The sequence below is a fragment of the Paenibacillus psychroresistens genome (genome assembly GCF_009728935.1).
GTDB classification, from domain to species: domain Bacteria; phylum Bacillota; class Bacilli; order Paenibacillales; family NBRC-103111; genus Paenibacillus_AC; species Paenibacillus_AC psychroresistens.
The window spans coordinates 3,476,272-3,494,707 of record NZ_CP034235.1; the positions used below are offsets into that span (position 1 = coordinate 3,476,272).

22 protein-coding genes are annotated in these 18,436 nt (G+C 42.1%); 18 read left to right on the forward strand and 4 right to left on the reverse strand.

What is annotated here, in order from left to right:
* The first annotated feature begins 64 nt into the window (after nucleotides 1–64).
* Nucleotides 65–340: a hypothetical protein gene (locus tag EHS13_RS15520; protein ID WP_155701212.1), complete on the forward strand. Its 276-nt coding sequence runs from the start codon at nucleotides 65–67 to the stop codon at nucleotides 338–340.
* 534 nt (nucleotides 341–874) lie between these two features.
* Here EHS13_RS15520 and EHS13_RS37205 read toward each other — a convergent pair.
* On the reverse strand, nucleotides 875–1,000 hold the full coding sequence (locus EHS13_RS37205; RefSeq protein WP_264373588.1) for a hypothetical protein: 126 nt from the start codon (nucleotides 998–1,000) through the stop codon (nucleotides 875–877).
* 137 nt (nucleotides 1,001–1,137) lie between these two features.
* Nucleotides 1,138–2,028: an SDR family oxidoreductase gene (locus EHS13_RS15525; RefSeq protein ID WP_319633426.1), complete on the reverse strand. Its 891-nt coding sequence runs from the start codon at nucleotides 2,026–2,028 to the stop codon at nucleotides 1,138–1,140.
* A 208-nt stretch (nucleotides 2,029–2,236) separates the two neighbouring features.
* Here EHS13_RS15525 and EHS13_RS15530 point away from each other — a divergent pair, with 208 nt between their 5' ends.
* The 6 genes from EHS13_RS15530 to EHS13_RS37215 all read left to right on the forward strand — a co-directional run bounded on the left by EHS13_RS15530 (nucleotide 2,237) and on the right by EHS13_RS37215 (nucleotide 7,684).
* Nucleotides 2,237–2,830 carry a TetR/AcrR family transcriptional regulator gene (locus EHS13_RS15530; RefSeq protein WP_155701214.1) on the forward strand — a complete coding sequence of 198 codons (594 nt, stop codon included), beginning with the start codon at nucleotides 2,237–2,239 and terminating at the stop codon, nucleotides 2,828–2,830.
* Between the two features lie 229 nt (nucleotides 2,831–3,059).
* Nucleotides 3,060–3,386, forward strand: coding sequence for an IS66 family insertion sequence element accessory protein TnpA (gene tnpA, locus EHS13_RS15535; RefSeq protein WP_155698876.1), 327 nt, complete (start codon nucleotides 3,060–3,062; stop codon nucleotides 3,384–3,386).
* Nucleotides 3,380–3,733 (forward strand): IS66 family insertion sequence element accessory protein TnpB, encoded by a 354-nt coding sequence (gene tnpB / locus EHS13_RS15540; RefSeq protein ID WP_155698875.1) that lies wholly within the window; start codon nucleotides 3,380–3,382, stop codon nucleotides 3,731–3,733. The genes tnpA and tnpB overlap by 7 nt, the downstream gene beginning before the upstream one ends.
* A 77-nt stretch (nucleotides 3,734–3,810) precedes the next feature.
* Complete coding sequence (gene tnpC, locus EHS13_RS15545) at nucleotides 3,811–5,394, forward strand: IS66 family transposase (protein ID WP_155701215.1); 1,584 nt, start codon at nucleotides 3,811–3,813, stop codon at nucleotides 5,392–5,394.
* A gap of 300 nt (nucleotides 5,395–5,694) precedes the next feature.
* The gene (locus EHS13_RS37210) at nucleotides 5,695–6,021 is read left to right on the forward strand and encodes an N-acetylmuramoyl-L-alanine amidase (protein ID WP_155701216.1); all 327 of its coding nucleotides are present in this window, start codon (nucleotides 5,695–5,697) and stop codon (nucleotides 6,019–6,021) included.
* The gene (locus tag EHS13_RS37215; RefSeq protein ID WP_162463132.1) at nucleotides 5,981–7,684 is read left to right on the forward strand and encodes an ATP-binding protein; all 1,704 of its coding nucleotides are present in this window, start codon (nucleotides 5,981–5,983) and stop codon (nucleotides 7,682–7,684) included. Before EHS13_RS37210 ends, EHS13_RS37215 begins: the two co-directional genes overlap by 41 nt.
* A gap of 108 nt (nucleotides 7,685–7,792) precedes the next feature.
* On the opposite strand, the gene EHS13_RS37540 is transcribed toward EHS13_RS37215, so the two are convergent.
* A complete protein-coding gene (locus EHS13_RS37540; RefSeq protein WP_405083583.1) occupies nucleotides 7,793–7,990 on the reverse strand; it encodes an SOS response-associated peptidase family protein in 198 nt (65 codons plus the stop codon).
* 1,200 nt (nucleotides 7,991–9,190) lie between these two features.
* On the opposite strand from EHS13_RS37540, the gene rsmD reads away from it, so the two are divergent.
* Both rsmD and coaD read left to right on the forward strand, forming a co-directional pair.
* Complete coding sequence (gene rsmD, locus EHS13_RS15565; protein ID WP_155701219.1) at nucleotides 9,191–9,787, forward strand: 16S rRNA (guanine(966)-N(2))-methyltransferase RsmD; 597 nt, start codon at nucleotides 9,191–9,193, stop codon at nucleotides 9,785–9,787.
* Nucleotides 9,768–10,271: a pantetheine-phosphate adenylyltransferase gene (gene coaD / locus EHS13_RS15570; protein WP_155701220.1), complete on the forward strand. Its 504-nt coding sequence runs from the start codon at nucleotides 9,768–9,770 to the stop codon at nucleotides 10,269–10,271. The genes rsmD and coaD overlap by 20 nt, the downstream gene beginning before the upstream one ends.
* A 4-nt stretch (nucleotides 10,272–10,275) precedes the next feature.
* Here the strand turns inward: coaD and EHS13_RS15575 are convergent, their stop codons facing one another.
* On the reverse strand, nucleotides 10,276–11,514 hold the full coding sequence (locus tag EHS13_RS15575; RefSeq protein WP_155701221.1) for a nucleoside recognition domain-containing protein: 1,239 nt from the start codon (nucleotides 11,512–11,514) through the stop codon (nucleotides 10,276–10,278).
* Between the two features lie 143 nt (nucleotides 11,515–11,657).
* Here EHS13_RS15575 and EHS13_RS15580 point away from each other — a divergent pair, with 143 nt between their 5' ends.
* The 9 genes from EHS13_RS15580 to acpP all read left to right on the forward strand — a co-directional run bounded on the left by EHS13_RS15580 (nucleotide 11,658) and on the right by acpP (nucleotide 18,377).
* Complete coding sequence (locus EHS13_RS15580) at nucleotides 11,658–12,782, forward strand: YlbL family protein (protein ID WP_155701222.1); 1,125 nt, start codon at nucleotides 11,658–11,660, stop codon at nucleotides 12,780–12,782.
* Between the two features lie 76 nt (nucleotides 12,783–12,858).
* A complete protein-coding gene (locus EHS13_RS15585) occupies nucleotides 12,859–13,368 on the forward strand; it encodes a YceD family protein (protein ID WP_227013952.1) in 510 nt (169 codons plus the stop codon).
* 50 nt (nucleotides 13,369–13,418) lie between these two features.
* The gene (gene rpmF / locus EHS13_RS15590) at nucleotides 13,419–13,592 is read left to right on the forward strand and encodes a 50S ribosomal protein L32 (protein ID WP_155701223.1); all 174 of its coding nucleotides are present in this window, start codon (nucleotides 13,419–13,421) and stop codon (nucleotides 13,590–13,592) included.
* A 126-nt stretch (nucleotides 13,593–13,718) separates the two neighbouring features.
* Complete coding sequence (gene fapR, locus EHS13_RS15595) at nucleotides 13,719–14,330, forward strand: transcription factor FapR (RefSeq protein ID WP_155701224.1); 612 nt, start codon at nucleotides 13,719–13,721, stop codon at nucleotides 14,328–14,330.
* On the forward strand, nucleotides 14,314–15,309 hold the full coding sequence (plsX, locus tag EHS13_RS15600) for a phosphate acyltransferase PlsX (RefSeq protein WP_155701225.1): 996 nt from the start codon (nucleotides 14,314–14,316) through the stop codon (nucleotides 15,307–15,309). Before fapR ends, plsX begins: the two co-directional genes overlap by 17 nt.
* A gap of 10 nt (nucleotides 15,310–15,319) precedes the next feature.
* Nucleotides 15,320–16,309, forward strand: coding sequence for a beta-ketoacyl-ACP synthase III (locus EHS13_RS15605; RefSeq protein ID WP_155701226.1), 990 nt, complete (start codon nucleotides 15,320–15,322; stop codon nucleotides 16,307–16,309).
* 30 nt (nucleotides 16,310–16,339) lie between these two features.
* Nucleotides 16,340–17,266, forward strand: coding sequence for an ACP S-malonyltransferase (gene fabD, locus EHS13_RS15610; protein ID WP_155701227.1), 927 nt, complete (start codon nucleotides 16,340–16,342; stop codon nucleotides 17,264–17,266).
* 52 nt (nucleotides 17,267–17,318) lie between these two features.
* On the forward strand, nucleotides 17,319–18,059 hold the full coding sequence (gene fabG / locus EHS13_RS15615) for a 3-oxoacyl-[acyl-carrier-protein] reductase (RefSeq protein WP_155701228.1): 741 nt from the start codon (nucleotides 17,319–17,321) through the stop codon (nucleotides 18,057–18,059).
* An 84-nt stretch (nucleotides 18,060–18,143) separates the two neighbouring features.
* Nucleotides 18,144–18,377 (forward strand): acyl carrier protein, encoded by a 234-nt coding sequence (acpP, locus tag EHS13_RS15620; RefSeq protein WP_155701229.1) that lies wholly within the window; start codon nucleotides 18,144–18,146, stop codon nucleotides 18,375–18,377.
* The last annotated feature ends 59 nt before the right edge of the window (nucleotides 18,378–18,436 follow it).

Sequence of the window (18,436 nt, forward strand, 5' to 3'; positions counted from 1 at the left end):
ACATTCATTGCCAATATATTTCATTTGATGTAACATAAATGAAAAAATGGAAGGAATGATTAATATGACTACTAATAATAAATTTGCACTAATTATTATGTTATGGGTTACGTTATTAACGGTGTGGGTAGTAACCAACTTAAAAGTGCCACCTAATAATAATGTTTTATCACTTCAAGGTATCCCAGCACCAGCATACCCAGTTCAAACTACCACAGTCCAAATAGATAAAGATACTGTATGGATTATAGATCCAAATAGCACTCTTTTGAAGGTGATAACTCATGATCAGGATGGCTATCATTTAACACAAATTGATATGCCTATTATAAGCAAGTAAATTCCGATCCGTCAGAGGTAAACGCAGCTTATTCAGTGCACTCCCTCAATGAACATTGACATAACCGTAAATTCGCATGCATTCTTGAAATAGAAAGAGTCATTGGTCTCTATGGCATATTCGTTTTGTGATAGCAAATACCCACTTCCCACTTCTTCGCCATTTTGAGTAATAGAAATTAAACATTTAAATAAAAGAGCGTTGTAAAAGTCTGCATCTGTCTTTAATTTGAAACCAATTGTCATGAGATCACTCCTAATAGTTAGTATTAGGTAAGACAGTTGTATGATAGGGATAGTTACTCGTCCTTTAAAGAATGGAGCAAAAATTATGAGTAAAGCAGTAAGGTAATGGAATTGTAGCTGGAGTGCACTGTAAGAACTCTTTCAAATTCCCCCACCCTTTTGATTGTTAAATTTGACACTGATATAAACGCAATAAACCCCCTCAAATAATATTGAGGGGGAGGATATATTTAATAGTGTTATACTAGAATTCGATTTTATTATGAATTAATTATTTGTACATTGACTATTATGCTTCCTCGCTTTCAACTTCTTCAGCTGATTCTTCTGACGATTCTTCTTCAATTGCTTGAACTACTTCTTCTTCGCTCATATTGTTACCTCCTCCTTTTATGTATGATTGGTATATACCCATTCTATAATATAGTGGGTATTCTTTAATTATGCGCCTAAACTATTAACGTAAGATGAACGCAAGATTACATTTATATTACATTTAATAACTTTATAAGTTTACGAAAACAAGACATCAAAACTTTCAAGGTTTAGACTTCAACCGAGTTGATGAGAAAGGGACTCTTTCAAGACCTCACTAATACTCATTGGTGTTCGACCGATTAGAGTAGCTAGAGCGGAACTCGCTTGCGCGAAATCTCCATTTCGGCTCGCAATAAACATACCCATGAGCATTTTAGCCCTATCCTCAGGAAGACCTTGAGATTTTAAATGGTCCCGATATTCTTCGTCCGACACGACAATTCGACGTATTGGTTTACCGATGATCTCCGAGGCAATTGCCGTAATGCCGTCCATATCAATTGCCTCAGAGGCTGTAAGATTAGGAGTCAGGCTGTCGAATTTTTGCTCGCTTATGATAGCCGCTATGATAGCCGCTGTGGCTTCGGCCAAATCGGAGTGAGATGTCCAGGCGACCGGACCGTCCTCAGGAGCGATCAATTCCCCTGTTTTGATCGCTCTTCCGATCAACATAACCGCTGATGCGGCGTAAAAGCCGTTACGTATCGCCGTGTAGGCAATACCTGAAGCTTTCAGCAATTCTTCTGTTGCAGCATGGTTGAGCATAGGAGGGAAGTGCGACGACGGGGAAGAACCCATATGACTTGTGTATAGCACCCGACCAGCACCTGCCTTCTTTGCAGTGTCAATCGCTGTTTGATGTTGACGAATACCAGCCTCTCCCAAGATGCCGGATGATACGATGAGAACCTGGCTCGCTCCTTCAAAGGCGTGGAGAAGACTAGCGGCATCGTCGAAATCGCCCGGACGGACACGAACTCCAAGATCCTTAAGATCCTGTGCCTTATTCTGGTCGCGGACGCTCACAGCAATCTGCTCGGCCGGAACACGCTTAAGCAGCTGCTCTACCACCGCCCTACCCAATTTTCCATTAGCTCCTGTAACAATAATCATAACAACAATCATCCCTTCCTTACCTACACGAATTGGTCCATCAAACAGTCGATAACAATACAGTGTTGTTTAGGCAAACATTGTTGTGTAAAATACACTGTATAGATAAAGTATAAGAAGATTGAGTATTTTGAACAACCAGCAGAAAGCTGTTTTCGTTGCGTTAGCAACATTTATGTCATTTTGTTGGTTTTAAGTTCATGAATAAGGGAGATAAAGTATGCCTGTGAACGCTAACGATCCTCGAGTAAAACGAACACGTCAATTATTAATGCAAGCCTTTACGGAACTGCTCGATCAAAAGAAGAATATCTACTCTATTTCTGTGATAGATATTACGACTAGAGCGACAGTTAATCGTGCTACCTTTTATGCTCATTTCGAAGATAAATTTGCTTTTCTTGAGAACTGGATGTTGGAAAAGTCCAAGATGATCTTGAAAAAAAGATTACCCGAGGAATCATTATTTACTTTCGACTGTTTGCCTACACTCATCCAAACCGTATTCGAGTTTCTAAAAGGATTTAGAAAGTATATAGCTCCAGGAGATAAGCAGATTGAACCCATGTTTGAAATCGCAATGCAAAAAGAAGTTCATCAGCTTCTGCTCAAATGGTTAAGAGAAGAGGCCGTTACCAGCGTTTCGCAAGAGAGATTGGAAGCTACAGCTCTTGTCATAAGTTGGGGCATATTCGGGTCGGCATTGCAGTGGAGCCGCAATACTCAAGGTCGCACGGTGGAAACGATGGTAAAAGAAGTTATGGGGGTTATAGCGGCTAGTTTGGTACCTGTTTTGGAACCAAGAACGAAATAAGGACAGTGTGGGAAGTCAAACATCTATAGAATGACATGTTTTATAAAACATAATGTATGGTTATTATTAGAGGGTACGCAATGGAGGGACCAGATAGATATCATATATTTAAGCAACATTTGAATTCATATGAATGAAGTATAAAAGTAAGCGTAAAATACTCCCCACCTAAAAATATGAATTTTTCTATGAGATAATCTTCCTCAGATTTAATGAAGGAGGTTCTCTTATGGATAGCAATCAACGAACTCAGGATTGGATAACAAGAATAGCAGACTTTAAATCCAGTGGACTTACAATGTCAGCATGGTGCAAAACGCATACGCAAAGTATGCATCAATTGAAGTACTGGCTCAAGAAAATGAATATTTCCGTACGTCCAAGCTCCTCATCTTCTTCCACGCAATGGCTGCCGGTTACTCTCGCTAGCAACAAACAAAAAGTAGATATAACGGGCAACCTCGTTGTTCGAGTTGGCTCTGCAAGTATTGAGGTTCCAGCAGACTTTAACGCCAATCTACTTCGTGACCTTGTACGCACATTAACTTCATGCTAAATGCTTCGAGCATCGAACGTGTTTACCTCGCTTGCGGCAATACAGATCTGCGCAAATCGATTGATGGACTCACCGTGCTGGTTAAAGAAGGCTTTGAGTTGGATCCCTTCTCATCCAGCCTCTTCGTATTCTGTAATCGCAATCGAGACAAACTCAAAATTTTGCATTGGGATCACAATGGCTTTTGGCTCTATTACCGTCGGCTGGAACGCGGTACATTTCGTTGGCCTTCTTCGAATACAACTCCTTTAGTCGTCGGTTACCGTGAATTGCGCTGGCTTTTGGATGGACTTTCACTTGAGCAACAGCAAGCGCATCCTTCCGTTACCGAACGCACCGTGATCTAACTTCAAGGAACAGGAAGTTCGAGATTTTGACAAAATTGTTGAAAGGAAAACGGTGAGCTAGGTCGAAAAAGTTAGATATGGAAACCACAACGGATACGTCCCACCCTACAATAGAAGAGTTACAACAACAAAATATAAAACTGGCCAAACAAAACGCCGAACTGTCTGCGAAGCTGGCTTGGTTCGAGGAGCAATTCCGTCTCAGCCAGAAGAAACAATTCGGTGCATCAAGTGAACGAACGCATCCGGATCAATTGGATCTCTTTAACGAAGCCGAGTCGGATGCCAATCCCGCTGCAGAAGAACCAACGTTGGAATCCGTTACCTACAGCCGCAAGAAACAAAGCGGACAACGAGAGGCCATGGTTGAGAATTTACCTGTAGAGACGATCGAGTACCGCTTGTCCGAAGAAGAACAAACTTGTTCATGCTGCGGTGGAAACTTGCATGAAATGAGCACTGAAACGCGCCAAGAACTGAAGCTTATTCCTGCTGAAATTAAGCTCGTGAAGCATGTGCGTTTCGTTTATGCTTGCCGTCGCTGTGAGGTCGAGGCGACCACGACACCTGTGGTTACAGCACCGATGCCACGTCCGGTTTATCCGGGAAGCCTAGTCTCTTCCTCGATGATGGCTTACATCATGAGCCAAAAATATGTAGAAAGCATGCCCCTTTACCGTCAGGAGCAGCAGTTTGCACGACTTGGCGTAGCCTTGTCCCGTCAGACGTTAGCCAATTGGATGATCCATGGTGCAGATACTTGGTTGCGATTGCTGGTTGAACGCATGCACGAGCATCTGCTTCAAAAGGACATTCTACATGCAGATGAGACGACCTTGCAGGTGCTGCGAGAACCAGGTCGATCTGCAGAGAGCCAGTCTTATCTTTGGCTTTATCGTACCGGGCGCGAAGGTCCGCCTATCATTATCTATGAGTACCAGCCAACACGAGCAGGGGAACACCCGCGCAAGTTTTTAACGGGTTTCAAAGGTTACCTGCATGTTGACGGTTACTCGGGATACCACAAGATAATGAATGTGACCTTAGTCGGTTGCTGGGCTCACGCCCGTCGCAAATTTGATGAGGCCCTGCAGGCATTACCGGATCCTAAACGATCCACTCCTGTAACTGCCAGTGAAGGTTTAGATTTCTGCAACCGTCTCTTCGCTATTGAGCGAGAGATTAAGGATTTTAAACCTGAAGAGCGTACAACCATTCGAATGGCGCGTAGTCGCCAGATTCTGGATGCTTTTTCAGCATGGCTTCGTACACAGCGATCTCGCGTTTTACCCAAGAGTAAACTCGGGGAGGCAATTATTTATTGCCAAAACCAATGGGAGAAGCTCGAGGCTTTCATGAAAGACGGTCGCTTAGAGATCGATAACAACCGAAGCGAACGCTCGATTAAGCCCTTTGTCATCGGTCGAAAAAACTGGATGTTCAGCAATACGCCTCGCGGTGCAAAGGCAAGTGCCATGATCTATAGTATGATCGAAACGGCTAAAGAAAATGGATTAAATCCAATGATCTACCTGACTTATCTATTTGAGAAACTCCCCAATTTAGAAGACCCAAAAGACACGAAATCTTTAGATATGCTATTGCCCTGGTCACAGACTTTGCCTCTGACCTGTCGTGTATTCAATAAGAAAACCACTTAGTCCCCGTCCTTTGTACTTGTGCAAGGTGGGGGCTGTTTTACGCTTACGCTTCTTTAGCCACGTTTCTATTAGTGCACATAACAAAATCAATTGTTGATAGAATAGCTACATGGCTACCTACTGATTTATATGCTGCCTTTGTGGCATTTATCATATTACTCTCTCAATTAGCTACAGGTGCGGATGGATCGGACTGGTGTGTTTACTTTTTATGTTTTTTAAATGGATTGTTGGTATGGATACAGCAGGTAAGATTCAAAACTTAGCGGTCTATCCTCCCAGAGAGAAAGGTAATAAAAAATGAGTAAACTAGTCGCGATCTGTCCAGGACATGGACCCGATACTCCTGGTAAACGTACGCCGCTCTTTCCGGATGGAACGTTTATGCACGAAAATACTTTCAATAGAGCAGTAGCCGACAAGCTAGAAAAACATCTGCAGCGATGTGGATTTAAAACATTAGTGACTACACCTAGAGAAAACGATGCTCCGTTAAAAACTCGAACTGATCTGGCCAATAAAGCGAAAGCAGACTTTTATATATCCATCCATGCTAATGCTAACACTGGAATCTGGGGCAGCGCACATGAAGTGGATACATTCCTACCCAACACACCCAGAGAGTAAGAAAGCTGCAGACATCATTCACAGCTTCTTAATCCAAGGAACAACTTTGGCAGATAGGCGTGTGCAATCAGCTGACTTTCATGTTCTTAGGGAAACGAAGATGGCAGCCGTACTAGTCGAGTGTGGGTTTATGGATAATCTAGCTGAGGCAAAGCTTTTATTAACCGATGCTTATCGGAGCGAATGCGCAATAGAGATCGCGCGAGGTGCTTGTAATTATCTTGGCGTTACATTTATTGTGGAGGAGGTAAAACCAAAGATGGATCCAAAGACCCCTCACATTTTTACTGGTGAAGGGCTGTTTTTCTGTTTATGGAGGAAATTGCTATCTTTTGTCGAATTGCTTGCTTGTGATAATAAATATAGTGTAAATAATGCTTTATTAGGGGAGAACATATTGTCGCTAATGTTAGAAAGTATCATTATTAACTTTATGTTCATATGCGCTCCTTCGATTGTGTATTTTCTAGTTTGGATAAAATACGGAAAACGAAGCAGCTATCCTTCCAAAATCGTTTTATTCTTTTTTTTGACCTTCTCAATTATCTTATGTTTATCCTTCCCATTTCATTATCAGGACAAATTTATGCTCGATTTTAGACAAGTACCTCTTGTGATTGGGGTTATATATGGTGGTCCATTAGTGGGAGGGGCGCTTTTGGTTGTTTTGGTAATAACTCGATACATAATCGTAGACGAAGGGTTCTACTATGGATTTATCATTTCTTTATGCACATATGTCAGTCTAGTGGCTATGACAAGAAAGCACCATTTGGGAAAACGCTCAAAATTAATTAGAGTGCTGATTATATCCACCGCGATAATCCCGATTCTCATAATTTTGCTGGGTATTTGGGTTTTAGAGTTTCAATACCAAGAAACAAAAATCATCATCCTACACAGGATAATTGTGTTCGTTGCTATATCTGCGACAGTATATCTTGTTGAGTTTTTAATCGGTCACTTTAAAATGCAAAAGGAACTTCAAGAAATCGAAAAAATGATAGTTGTCAGTCAATTAGCAGCCAGCGTTTCACACGAGATCAGAAATCCATTAACAACAGTTAGAGGTTTGCTACAGGTTTTTAGAGAGAGGGAATTACCGTTAGAAAAGAGGTGGAATTTAACCGAGGTTGCATTGAATGAATTAGATACAGCCATAAATATAATCTCTGATTATTTAACATTTGCAAAACCGCAGGTTGTGAAAATGACATTTCTCAATATATCCGATGAACTTCAACAAGTTACCAGCGTATTAACACCTTATGCAAATATGCTCCAAGTTACATTGGCGTGTGTTGTGGATACAGCACAACCAATCCTTGGAGATAGCCAACAGTTTCGGCAATGTCTAATCAATCTGGTGAAAAACTGCATAGAGGCTTCACCAAATGGAAGAGTGGATATTGCTGTTCTATCAAATAGAGAGCATGTTCTTATTCGAATCAAGGATAATGGCGTAGGAATGGCTGATGAACAGATTCAGAGACTTGGCATTCCTTATTATTCTACGAAAGAAAAAGGGACTGGTCTTGGCATGATGGTAGTTTTTAGTATCATCAAGGCTATGAATGGTACTATCAAAGTAGAGAGTGAGATTAATAGAGGGAGTTTATTCGTGATATCTTTTCCACTAACAATATTACTTAAAACGGATTGAACTTAATCACCCAGTATAAGTTATATCCTTGATTTTTAAGACTCTCCACTTCTTTACTCCCCGGATAGGCCATCATGCGCTCCATCGGAATCGACTGTAGCATTGTCTTTAATTCCTCAACTGATTTATTCTTGTCCAACCCTTTCGTTCATCCTCTATACTCAAGATCACAGGCATCCGGTCCTGAATATCAAGCATGAGTTCATTCGGATCCGTTGTAATAATTGTGCAACTTTTCACTTCTTCCTTCAGGATTGTCCAACTCTCCCACAAGTCAGCCATAGAAAATATAGTTGATCCTCTAATAGTATTTTATAGGGCTGCTTGTCTGTGCTTATCTTCTTCATCTGCAGGGATCAACATCTACGCTGCTTAAAAGCGCTTCTAAAAGAAGGCTTCTCGGCAGCTAGTGACGGTTTTCAATTTAGATACAATGATAAAGATGGTTAAGACATCCTAGACAATCGATATGCCGAACAGGATGAATGTGAATGGATACCATTAAGACATTAAAGCTGAGCTCAAGGAAGAGGAGGAGTGAGGTGAGTTTGGAGGGGAATAAAAAAAGCCCCCGAAGGGCTCTAAATAACTATAATTGTCTTCCTTCTGGGCTAATGTGATTTTCTCCTGGTGCAAGTTTCTTTTTATTTGAACCAAATTTATTGTAAACAACTAACACATAGATTATTGATGTGATCAACGGTGAAATATATAAACTATCATTAAACATATTAATGGTTAACAAAAAAACTAATAAGAATACAAAGATTCCAAATACGATGCGAAACGCTATGTGGTTAAGAAATCGAATAAATGTCGACTTGTCGTTTAGAGCAAGATAATCCAGGCCAAGCCAGTACCCAAGAGTAAGCAAAGATGTTATTGAAATGGTAATCCTATCAGGTATTGTTGTATTAGATATAATCCAAAAATAACTCAAACATAATACTGCAGAAATTATGAAAGTGCTATTAAATAAGTGTTTTTGGCTAAATCCCATTCTTCTAAAAAGAAACTTAACAAATCGCTTTACTGGATAGGTAAAAAGAAGAGAGAAAAGTAGTGCTACTATTAGTATCATATGATTTTTACCATTCGTTCTTCATCGGCTGAAGTATTTGCTGCTAGCTTTGTCAAAAATCAGCTTAACAGAACTGGGTATATTCTACAACTATTAATAACCCCAAAAACAAAATAAACCCTCTATATAAAAGGGTTCACAAGACATCCTATTTCAATTTATATTCGGGCCTCTTTGCAGAGACCCTACATGGGAGAGGAGAAACCGGATGAAAGCTTATGGGGAAACGTAAGCTCTCTCCGCGGTTGTCTACGACATGGTTGATGTCGATAAGATAAGGATTACCCAACTCCAGAAAAATATACATAACCTGCAAATTTTTTCTGAATTTGTTCAGATATTTTGTAAAATTACTTTGAATTTTTGTGAATTTACCTTGGAATATGATACGATAGCAATAAATTGGACATGCAGGGTGACATAAGGTGAGAGTGATTGCAGGAACGGCCAAAGGAAGACTATTAAAAGCTGTTCCAGGCACAGGGACACGCCCGACTACCGACAAAGTAAAGGAAGCGATTTTTAGTATGATCGGGCCTTATTTTGACGGCGGTTTGGGTTTGGATTTGTTCGCTGGGACAGGTGGTTTGGGAATTGAAGCGCTAAGCCGTGGAGTGGATCGAGTCATTTTCGTTGATATGGAGAAAACCAGCATTCAAGTGGTAGAAGACAATCTGAGCGCACTTGGCTTTAAGGAACAAGCAGAGGTCTACCGAAATGAAGCGCAGCGGGCTTTAAAGGTTCTGGGAAGAAGAGGGCTGAAGTTTGATCTGATTTTTCTTGATCCGCCATACAAAATGAAGAATGCTGATGAAATTCTGCTAGAAATGCAGCAGATGGGGATGCTTCATGATCAAGCCGTGGTTCTGGTCGAACATGAATCGAAACATGCCTATGCCGATGAAATTGGTCAACTGCAGGTGCGAAAGCGCACGACATATGGCGAAACCGCGATTACGATTTACCGTTTTTTCGATAATATCAGCATAGGAGGTAAGCTCGATGGGACCGAACACTCATAAATTTACAATTGCCGTCTGCCCAGGTAGCTTTGATCCTGTAACGAACGGGCATTTGGACATCATACATAGAGCTGCCGTGGTCTATGATAAGGTAATTATAGCTGTATTAAAAAATGCCAGCAAAAGTCCATTATTCAGCATTGAAGAGCGTAAACGGATGCTGGAGGAAGTAACGAAGGATTTACCTAATGTCGAAGTGGACAGCTTTGATGATTTACTGATCAATTATATGAATGAAAAGAAAGCTCACGTGATTATAAAAGGCTTGCGAGCGGTATCGGATTTTGAATATGAGCTGCAGATGGCGTCATTGAATCGCAAATTAAGCGATCAAATTGAAACGTTTTTCATGATGTCTAGCACGCAATATTCTTATCTAAGCTCCAGTATTGTCAAGCAAATTGCCCAGTTTGATGGACCGATTGGCGATTTAGTGCCGCCTGAGGTAGAGGTAGCTTTACGCGCAAAGTATAGCCGAAAATAATATATTATTTTTTAAGCTTAAGAAGCTGAACTTTATGGATGCTCCATGAAATGCCCATGCAACAAAATAACATAATGGAGAGCAGCGTAAGGAAAATCAGGGTTCTATCTCCTGCCAAATTCCACAAGCTAGGGATCCAATTACCGATGCTTAAATGCGGTGAATTAAAAGTTCCTTCTATATAAGTAGGTAATGCGTTCGGCTGTAAACGATCCAACAAGTTGTTCAGTGGTTTCCATGCCAGCAAAGTCAGCCCAAATGCTAGTGCAGCATGCAGCAGCCGTGCTTTAAGGAAAGCCAGATAACGCATCTCTGTGGATTTCAGCAAGCTTTTCACCTGAGCATGCATGGAGAGTCCGCTCCAGCCGAGCACGGCCCCAACTATAGCTACCTTGATCACGAGTGAGGCTGAGCTGCTTTGGGCTATGGTGTAAGCGCCAAGATGAGGCTCTAGGAGGCAGACGACTAGTTGTGCGACGAATCCTTCATTGGTAATCCATGGCTGCAACAAGTGAAGGATGACCTGCTGCAGCACAGAGAAGAACATCATCCAACCACCGATTAACATCAAGGTTTGAATAGAATGAGAAACGCCATCACCGAGGAGCTTGCCGAATTTCCGGCCGTCTTCTTGTTGGGCTGCTTTAGCACTTTGCATGGCTCTTGTCCAAATAGGCTCTAAATTAGCGGGGGTAGCGACTAACAGATTTTCATTCCCAGAGCGTCGCAGCGTCAGTCCCATAAGCAGTGCAGAAGCATAGTGAACAATTGCGATAAACATGCCAAGTGTGGCTTGATGAAAAAAGCCAACGCCAATAACCGTGATCATTACAGCGGGATTACATAAGTGGCTAACGATTAGCACGCGTTCGGCTTCTTGGGGGAGCAGCGCTTGGCGTTCGTGCAATTTAGCTGTAGTGCTTGCACCGGCGGGATAACCTGCGAACAAGCCCATCGCCAAGGCCCAACCACCATTTCCGGAAGTGCGAAAGAAAAAGCGCATGAAGGGATCAAGCAATGTGCCTATGGCATGAAGAGCTCCAGAACCCAGCATAATTTCGGTAAGAATCAGAAAAGGCAATAACGCAGGAAACACATATTCCCACCACAAGGACATTCCGCTTAAAGAGGACTGAAAAACCGAGTTTGGATAGATAATAATACAGACAACAAGAAGACCAGCCATAGATGCAAGCAGCAAGCTGGTTAATCGGCTTTGTGAGCCCATTTGAATGCGATGCATGAAACAAGCCTCCTTCCATATAATGGTTAGGGATAATGGCTGACAGGCAACATGCTGCCCGTTAACCGTATAGATGTTGTCCACTATCCATATAGTAAAACTACGCAGTATAATATGGAATTAGACCAAGCAGGAGGTACCCTATGACAGAAGAGAAAGATCCAACTATTCGTGAGCCCTACATAACGACAGGCAATCGTCCGCTTAAACCCTTGCAGCCTAAATCAACGCTGACATTTGTAGTTCCATTTATTCTGGCGGTGTTGATTATTTACGGACTGATTTTTATTAAATTGCCTTATTATATTTTTGCACCAGGCAGTGCGGAGCAAATTCGGCCTATGGTCGAAGTCAAACAAGGCGGCTTTCCCGAAAAAGGCACATTTATGCTCACCACTGTCAGTGTCCGAGAGGCTAATGTACTAAGCTATTTATCGAGCAAAGTAAACTCAAATGAGCAGCTTGTTGAGAAAAAATTAGTTCGTCCCACTACTGAAACGGATAGTGAATATAATGAACGGCAGACATTTGTCATGCAATCTTCACAAAGTAGTGCAATTATAGCTGCTTATAAACAAGCAGGAATAGCTTTTCACATTCAAGTCGATCGGGTGCTAGTCTTAAACACAAGTCAAGGTACGCCAGCAAGCGAAGCTTTAGTGCCTGGGGACGTACTAAGACAGGTAGATGATACGAAGATAGCCGATTCCCAAAACTTAGTGGACTATTTAAAAGATAAAAAAGTCGGAGATACAGTAACTCTTAAGTTGACGCGAGATAATATCGAAAAAGATGTGAAATTAACGCTTGTATTATTGCCAGCAGATCCTAGAATTAAAGACTCTAAGGCGCACCCAGGCTTAGGTGTTACGGCTGTTAATGTGCAATCGATTCAAGCAGATGATAAGAATAAGCAGGTTACTGTGAAGGCCGGAGAAATTGGCGGTCCATCAGCGGGAATGATGTTCTCATTGGAAATTTATAATCAATTGGTTGATGGAGATATTACCAAGGGCTATCGTATTGCAGGCACTGGGACAATCGGTGAACAAGCAAATTTAGATGACATTGGTGCTATTGGCGGGATTGAACATAAAATTGTTGCGGCCGAACGAGAAGGGGTAGACTACTTCTTAGCACCAGCACCGAATATGAAGGATGCCCAAGCAAAAGCCGACAAAATTCATGCCCACATGAAGCTAATTTCGATTGCAACCCTAGATGATGCGCTAAAATTTCTCAAGGATTTACCGAAAAAAGTCTCTTGATTGAAGATATGTAGATCTTTTATTGACAAACACTACTAAATATAGCTATAATAAACCTTGTTTGTTTGGAGTGATAATGATGTTGATCAGTATTCGAGATTTAGCTTCAAAGGCCAAACCCGTGCATTATTCGGAAAAGCATGATGTAACCGAACTATTGCAAGGGCGTGAAGGATTAGTTGGTCATGGTACGCTTTCTATGGAAGTGGACGCTCAGTCAGCTTATGGGATGACTGAAGTAAAAGGGCAATTCACATTGCCTGTCGAGTTAATCTGTTCACGTTGTCTTAATACAACCGAGCAGACGCTATTCATCCCGTTTCATGAAGTATTCACTCAGAAGTCTGAGCTAATGCCTTTGGATGAATCAGACAATACACATTTGGTTTCGGAAGATAAAATAGAGTTGAACCCCTATGTGGAAGAGACTGTATCGCTTGCTCTCCCGTACATCCCATTGTGTAGTACTACGTGCAAAGGACTCTGTCCCGAGTGCGGTCAGAACCGCAATGAAACGTCCTGTGATTGTAAACAGGATAAGCTGGATCCGCGTTTAGCCGGGTTAGCTGACTTCTTCAAAGAGTAACCAACGTTTGAATTGAAGTTGTAATTGAATTTGTTAAGGGGGTGGGGAATGTGGCAGTACCTCAAAGAAGAACATCGAAGACTCGTCGCGACAAGCGTCGTACTCACTTTAAGTTAGTTGTGCCGGGCATGGTTAAGTGTGATCAATGCGGCGAATTGAAGTTAGCTCATCGTGTATGTAAAGTGTGTGGATCGTACAAAGGTAGAGAAATTATCAAACAATAGTTCCAATGGTAGTACTTCATTTAGGTGGGGTGCTATTTTTTTGTGATATTTCCTTCACATTTTGCTTAGAATTATATATACTGTTTTTTAGGACCTGGTAATAAGATACGATCCTAAACTGGAAAGGTGGTGTCTGCCATCGAACGTCTACCTAAACGTCAGCGGCAGCAGCAGTTAACCAAAGTGATCGAGGATAACCCTTTTATAACGGATGACGAGCTGATGAAACGGCTGCAGGTCAGTATTCAAACAATACGTTTGGATCGCTTGGAAATGGGCATTCCCGAGCTGAGAGAGCGCATCAAGCTCATGGCTGAGAAATCCTATGATCAAGTGCGTTCTTTACCTTTGCATGAAGTAATCGGCGATGTGATAGATTTGCAGCTGGATAAGAGTGGTATATCTATTTTTGAGATTCGGCCGGAGCATGTTTTTTCCCGTACTAAGATAGCTCGAGGGCACCATATTTTCTCTCAGGCCAATTCACTAGCTGTTGCTGTGATTAATGACGAGGTTGCTCTTACCGCTTCTGCGGATATCCGCTTCATTCGGTCGATTAAATTAGCTGAAAAATGCGTGGCTAAAGCCTTTGTTCAATCCATCTCTAAAGGGAAAGCAAAGGTTGAGGTTTTTACATATGTGAACGACGAATTAGTGTTTCAAGGAAACTTCGTAATCTATCATTCCAAAAAAGAAATACGCAGCGAAGGGGGATACAACCATGCGGATAGCGATTGATGCGATGGGCGGCGATTTTGCTCCAAAGGCTATTGTAGAAGGAGCCGTAATGGCTGCTAAGGAATGGCAGGATATTGAGATTATTTTAGTAGGCGATAAGGTACAGATTGAAGCCTTTATGCCAGTGAAACCTGCGAATATTACGATTCACCATACGGATGATGTCATAGAAGCTGAGGACGAACCAGTCAAGGCAGTAAGACGCAAGAAGAATGCTTCTATGGTTGTAGCAGGCAGACTGGTCAAAGAGAAGCAAGCCGATGCGATGATATCCGCAGGGAACTCAGGCGCGTTAATGGCAACAGGCTTACTGATTGTCGGTCGCATTGCAGGTATAGAACGTCCAGCTTTTGCACCAATGATTCCTACTATACAGGGGACTGGTCATGGAGTGCTTTGCTTAGATTTAGGAGCCAATATGGATGCAAGCGCGGAGAACCTGCTGCAATATGCCATAATGGGCAGCGTTTATCGTAAAACCGTGGATGGTATTGCTAATCCGCGTGTTGGATTACTTAATGTAGGTGTGGAGACGATAAAAGGTAATGAATTAGTGAGAGCTGCTTTTCCTTTACTATCGGAGGCACCCATCAATTTTATTGGTAATGTAGAAGCACTCGATGTACTGAATGGTAAATGTGATATTCTAGTATGTGACGGATTCGTCGGAAATATTATGTTGAAGTCGCTGGAAGGTGCTATATCCGTTATTTTTGCAGAGCTTCGTACAGAGATGACAAGTTCCTTTCTTGCCAAGATGGCAGGCTTGATTCTAAAGCCAGGCTTGCGCAGATTGAAACGCAAAGCGGATTCAAGTGAATATGGCGGAGCAGGGATGCTCGGAGTAGATGGATTGGTCATTAAGTGTCACGGTGCTTCTAATGCTACTGCAGTTAGAAGCAGCGTTCGACTTGCTAGACATGCATTGAAGAATAATTTGGTTCAAGCGATATCAACTGAAATTAGCAACGGGAAGTGAGTGGAGTACAATGAATTTAATCCCTGTTGGCATTCTTGGAACAGGCAAGTATGTTCCTGATCGTATTCTCACGAATCAGGATTTAGAGAAAATGGTTGACACCAATGATGAATGGATTGTTACCCGAACTGGAATGAAAGAGCGCAGAATTGCTAGCGAAGACCAAGCTTCCTCCGATTTGGCTTTTCATGCAGCTGAAATTGCCTTACGCAATGCAGGTATTACTGCAGAAGAAATAGGACTCATAATTGTTGCTACGGTTACACCCGATATGTCTTTTCCTTCAACAGCATGTGTACTGCAAGGTCGCTTAGGTGCCAAGAATGCAGCTGCATTCGATTTATCAGCCGCTTGCTCAGGCTTTATTTATGGCTTAGCCAACGCTTCAAATTTCATAGCAATGGGTACTTATAAATATGCATTAGTTGTTGGTGCGGAATGTCTTTCCAAAATTACAGATTACACGGATCGCAATACCTGTATTTTGTTTGGTGATGGGGCAGGCGCGGTTGTTCTTGGTGCAGTAGCCGAAGGAAATGGCTTTCGCTCCTTTGAGCTAGGTGCCGATGGTACGGGTGGAGAATTGCTGAAAGTTAGTGCTGGTGGATCACGTAATCCTTCTAGTTTGGTTAGTATCGAGAACAAGAGTCATTATATCTATATGGCTGGAGCCGAAGTTTATAAATTTGCTGTGAGAATCATGGGAAATGCTGCAGAGGAAGCTTTGCGTAAAGCAGGCTTAACCAAACAGGATATTGACCTTCTGGTACCACATCAAGCTAACATTCGGATTATTCAATCAGCACTCAATCGTTTGGACTTATCTGAAGATAAATGTGTAATTAACCTTCATAAATATGGAAATGTGTCCGCAGCGTCGATACCAATTGCATTGGCAGAAGCTGTCGAAGAAGATCGAATTAAGTCAGGCGACTGTATCGTTTTAGTTGGTTTTGGCGGTGGCTTGACTTGGGGCGCAACTGTACTAATCTGGCAATGATTATTTTTGAAATGAAGGGACTGAACCAGCTTGGGTAAAATTGCATTTATATTTCCCGGCCAAGGCTCTCAGGCTGTGGGAATGGGACAGGATGTATATCATTCAAACGCAGAGTCGAAGCAAGTATTTCAATCCGCAGATGAAGCTCTTGGATTCTCATTATCCGAATTAATCTTTCAAGGACCTGAGGAAGAATTAAAAATAACCTATCATACCCAACCAGCATTATTGACTACCAGTATAGCCTTATTTGAAGCTTTTAAAGCCAAAGGCGTACAAGCAGATTATGTTGCAGGTCACAGCTTAGGTGAATATTCAGCTTTAGTTGCTGCAGGAGCTTTAAGCTTCGAGGATGCTGTGCGAATTGTTAGGTTACGTGGCCAATTCATGGAAAAGGCAGTTCCCAATGGACTAGGGGCAATGGCAGCTGTTCTAGGTGCCGAGAAAGAGGCATTGGCTCAGCTTTGTGCGCGGATCACTCAGGAAGTCGGTTCTGTGGAAATGGCTAACATCAATAGCCCAGGCCAAATTGTAGTCTCCGGTACCAAAGAAGGTGTACAAGCCGTTGTCGAGCAAGGCAAGGAAATTGGGGCTAAGCGAGTAATTCCGCTTGAAGTAAGTGGTCCCTTTCATTCTTCTTTAATGAAGCCAGCGGCTGGTCAATTGGCAGGCGAGCTACAGAAAATTACGATCCTTACCCCGAATATTCCTGTTGTAGCGAATGTTACAGCATTGCCTGTTGAAGCACCGGAACAGATCCGTGAGCTATTGGTTGAGCAAGTTTATTCTCCTGTGCTTTGGGAGGACACGGTACTTTGGTTGATCTCACAAGGTGTTGATACTTTTATTGAAATAGGCTCAGGAAGCGTCTTAACTGGACTTGTCAAAAAGATTGATAAAACCGTACGAGTAGTCGCAATTAACAGCAAGGAAGCAATAGAAAGCTTTCAGGTTTAAAGTTATGCTTACGAAGAAAGTTTTCTAACGAAAACTCTAAGGAGGGTCCATTATGCTAGAAGGAAAAGTAGCACTGGTTACAGGCGGCTCACGCGGGATTGGTCGAGCTATTGCCATTAGCTTAGCCGAAGCAGGTGCCGATGTCGTTGTTAATTTTGCCGGCAATGCGGCTGCGGCTGCGGAAGTGGCTGCACACATTGAGTCACTGGGGCGCAAAGCGCTGATCATTAAAGCCAATGTTGGTAATTCTGCTGAAGTCGATGCCATGGTTAAACAAACGCTGGAAACGTTTGGTCAATTGGATATTCTCGTGAATAATGCTGGAATAACAAGGGATAATCTAATTATGCGAATGAAGGATGACGAGTTTGATGAAGTCATCAATACCAACCTTAAAGGCGTTTTTAATTGTGTACGTTCCGTTACCAGGACGATGATGAAACAGCGTTCGGGTCGGATTATTAATATATCCTCTGTTGTAGGTACTATGGGGAATCCAGGCCAGGCTAATTACGTAGCAGCCAAAGCTGGAGTGATTGGGCTGACTAAATCCGCTGCACGTGAGCTTGCTTCACGTGGAATTACAGTGAATGCCATTGCTCCAGGGTTTATAACGACAGATATGACGGATAAGCTGTCCGACGAAATGAAGGAGCAGCTTTTGCTGCAAATCCCTCTAGCACGCTTCGGACAGCCCGATGATATTGCCAAAACTGTTATTTTCTTAGCATCAAATGAAGCCTCCTATATGACGGGACAAACCCTGCATATTGATGGTGGAATGTACATGTAATGTTCACAAGTATTTTGAATTTGTAATATCGGGATGGTAATTTGAAATTAATTCTCGTATAATACCATGGAGGAGGTGAACCGGATGTCCGACAAATTGGAACGTGTAAAACGTATTGTCATCGATCGTCTAGGGGTTGAAGAGTCTGAAGTCACCCTCGAAGCATCTTTTAAAGATGATTTAGGCGCTGATTCTTTAGATGTAGTTGAATTGGTTATGGAATTGGAAGATGAGTTTGATATGGAAATCTCAGATGAAGATGCTGAGAAGATAACAACTGTAGGCGAAGTTTATGAGTATATAAAATCTCATACGTAGGTCAACTAAGTCCCGTTCTCATAAACGGGACTTATCCTCATTTTCTTTAGCGAAAATGG

What these genes read in the sequence shown, in the direction of transcription:
- EHS13_RS15575 (WP_155701221.1), bottom strand. Translation starts at nt 11,514, where the DNA reads ATGCATCGCATTCAAATGGGCTCACAAAGCCGATTAACCAGCTTGCTG.
- tnpC (WP_155701215.1), top strand. Translation starts at nt 3,811, where the DNA reads ATGGAAACCACAACGGATACGTCCCACCCTACAATAGAAGAGTTACAA.
- tnpA (WP_155698876.1), top strand. Translation starts at nt 3,060, where the DNA reads ATGGATAGCAATCAACGAACTCAGGATTGGATAACAAGAATAGCAGAC.
- acpP (WP_155701229.1), top strand. Translation starts at nt 18,144, where the DNA reads ATGTCCGACAAATTGGAACGTGTAAAACGTATTGTCATCGATCGTCTA.
- tnpB (WP_155698875.1), top strand. Translation starts at nt 3,380, where the DNA reads ATGCTAAATGCTTCGAGCATCGAACGTGTTTACCTCGCTTGCGGCAAT.
- EHS13_RS37215 (WP_162463132.1), top strand. Translation starts at nt 5,981, where the DNA reads ATGAAGTGGATACATTCCTACCCAACACACCCAGAGAGTAAGAAAGCT.
- EHS13_RS15580 (WP_155701222.1), top strand. Translation starts at nt 11,658, where the DNA reads ATGACAGAAGAGAAAGATCCAACTATTCGTGAGCCCTACATAACGACA.
- EHS13_RS37210 (WP_155701216.1), top strand. Translation starts at nt 5,695, where the DNA reads ATGAGTAAACTAGTCGCGATCTGTCCAGGACATGGACCCGATACTCCT.
- EHS13_RS15605 (WP_155701226.1), top strand. Translation starts at nt 15,320, where the DNA reads ATGAATTTAATCCCTGTTGGCATTCTTGGAACAGGCAAGTATGTTCCT.
- EHS13_RS15585 (WP_227013952.1), top strand. Translation starts at nt 12,859, where the DNA reads ATGATGTTGATCAGTATTCGAGATTTAGCTTCAAAGGCCAAACCCGTG.
- fabG (WP_155701228.1), top strand. Translation starts at nt 17,319, where the DNA reads ATGCTAGAAGGAAAAGTAGCACTGGTTACAGGCGGCTCACGCGGGATT.
- coaD (WP_155701220.1), top strand. Translation starts at nt 9,768, where the DNA reads ATGGGACCGAACACTCATAAATTTACAATTGCCGTCTGCCCAGGTAGC.
- EHS13_RS15520 (WP_155701212.1), top strand. Translation starts at nt 65, where the DNA reads ATGACTACTAATAATAAATTTGCACTAATTATTATGTTATGGGTTACG.
- EHS13_RS37205 (WP_264373588.1), bottom strand. Translation starts at nt 1,000, where the DNA reads ATGGGTATATACCAATCATACATAAAAGGAGGAGGTAACAATATGAGC.
- EHS13_RS15530 (WP_155701214.1), top strand. Translation starts at nt 2,237, where the DNA reads ATGCCTGTGAACGCTAACGATCCTCGAGTAAAACGAACACGTCAATTA.
- EHS13_RS15525 (WP_319633426.1), bottom strand. Translation starts at nt 2,028, where the DNA reads ATGATTGTTGTTATGATTATTGTTACAGGAGCTAATGGAAAATTGGGT.
- plsX (WP_155701225.1), top strand. Translation starts at nt 14,314, where the DNA reads ATGCGGATAGCGATTGATGCGATGGGCGGCGATTTTGCTCCAAAGGCT.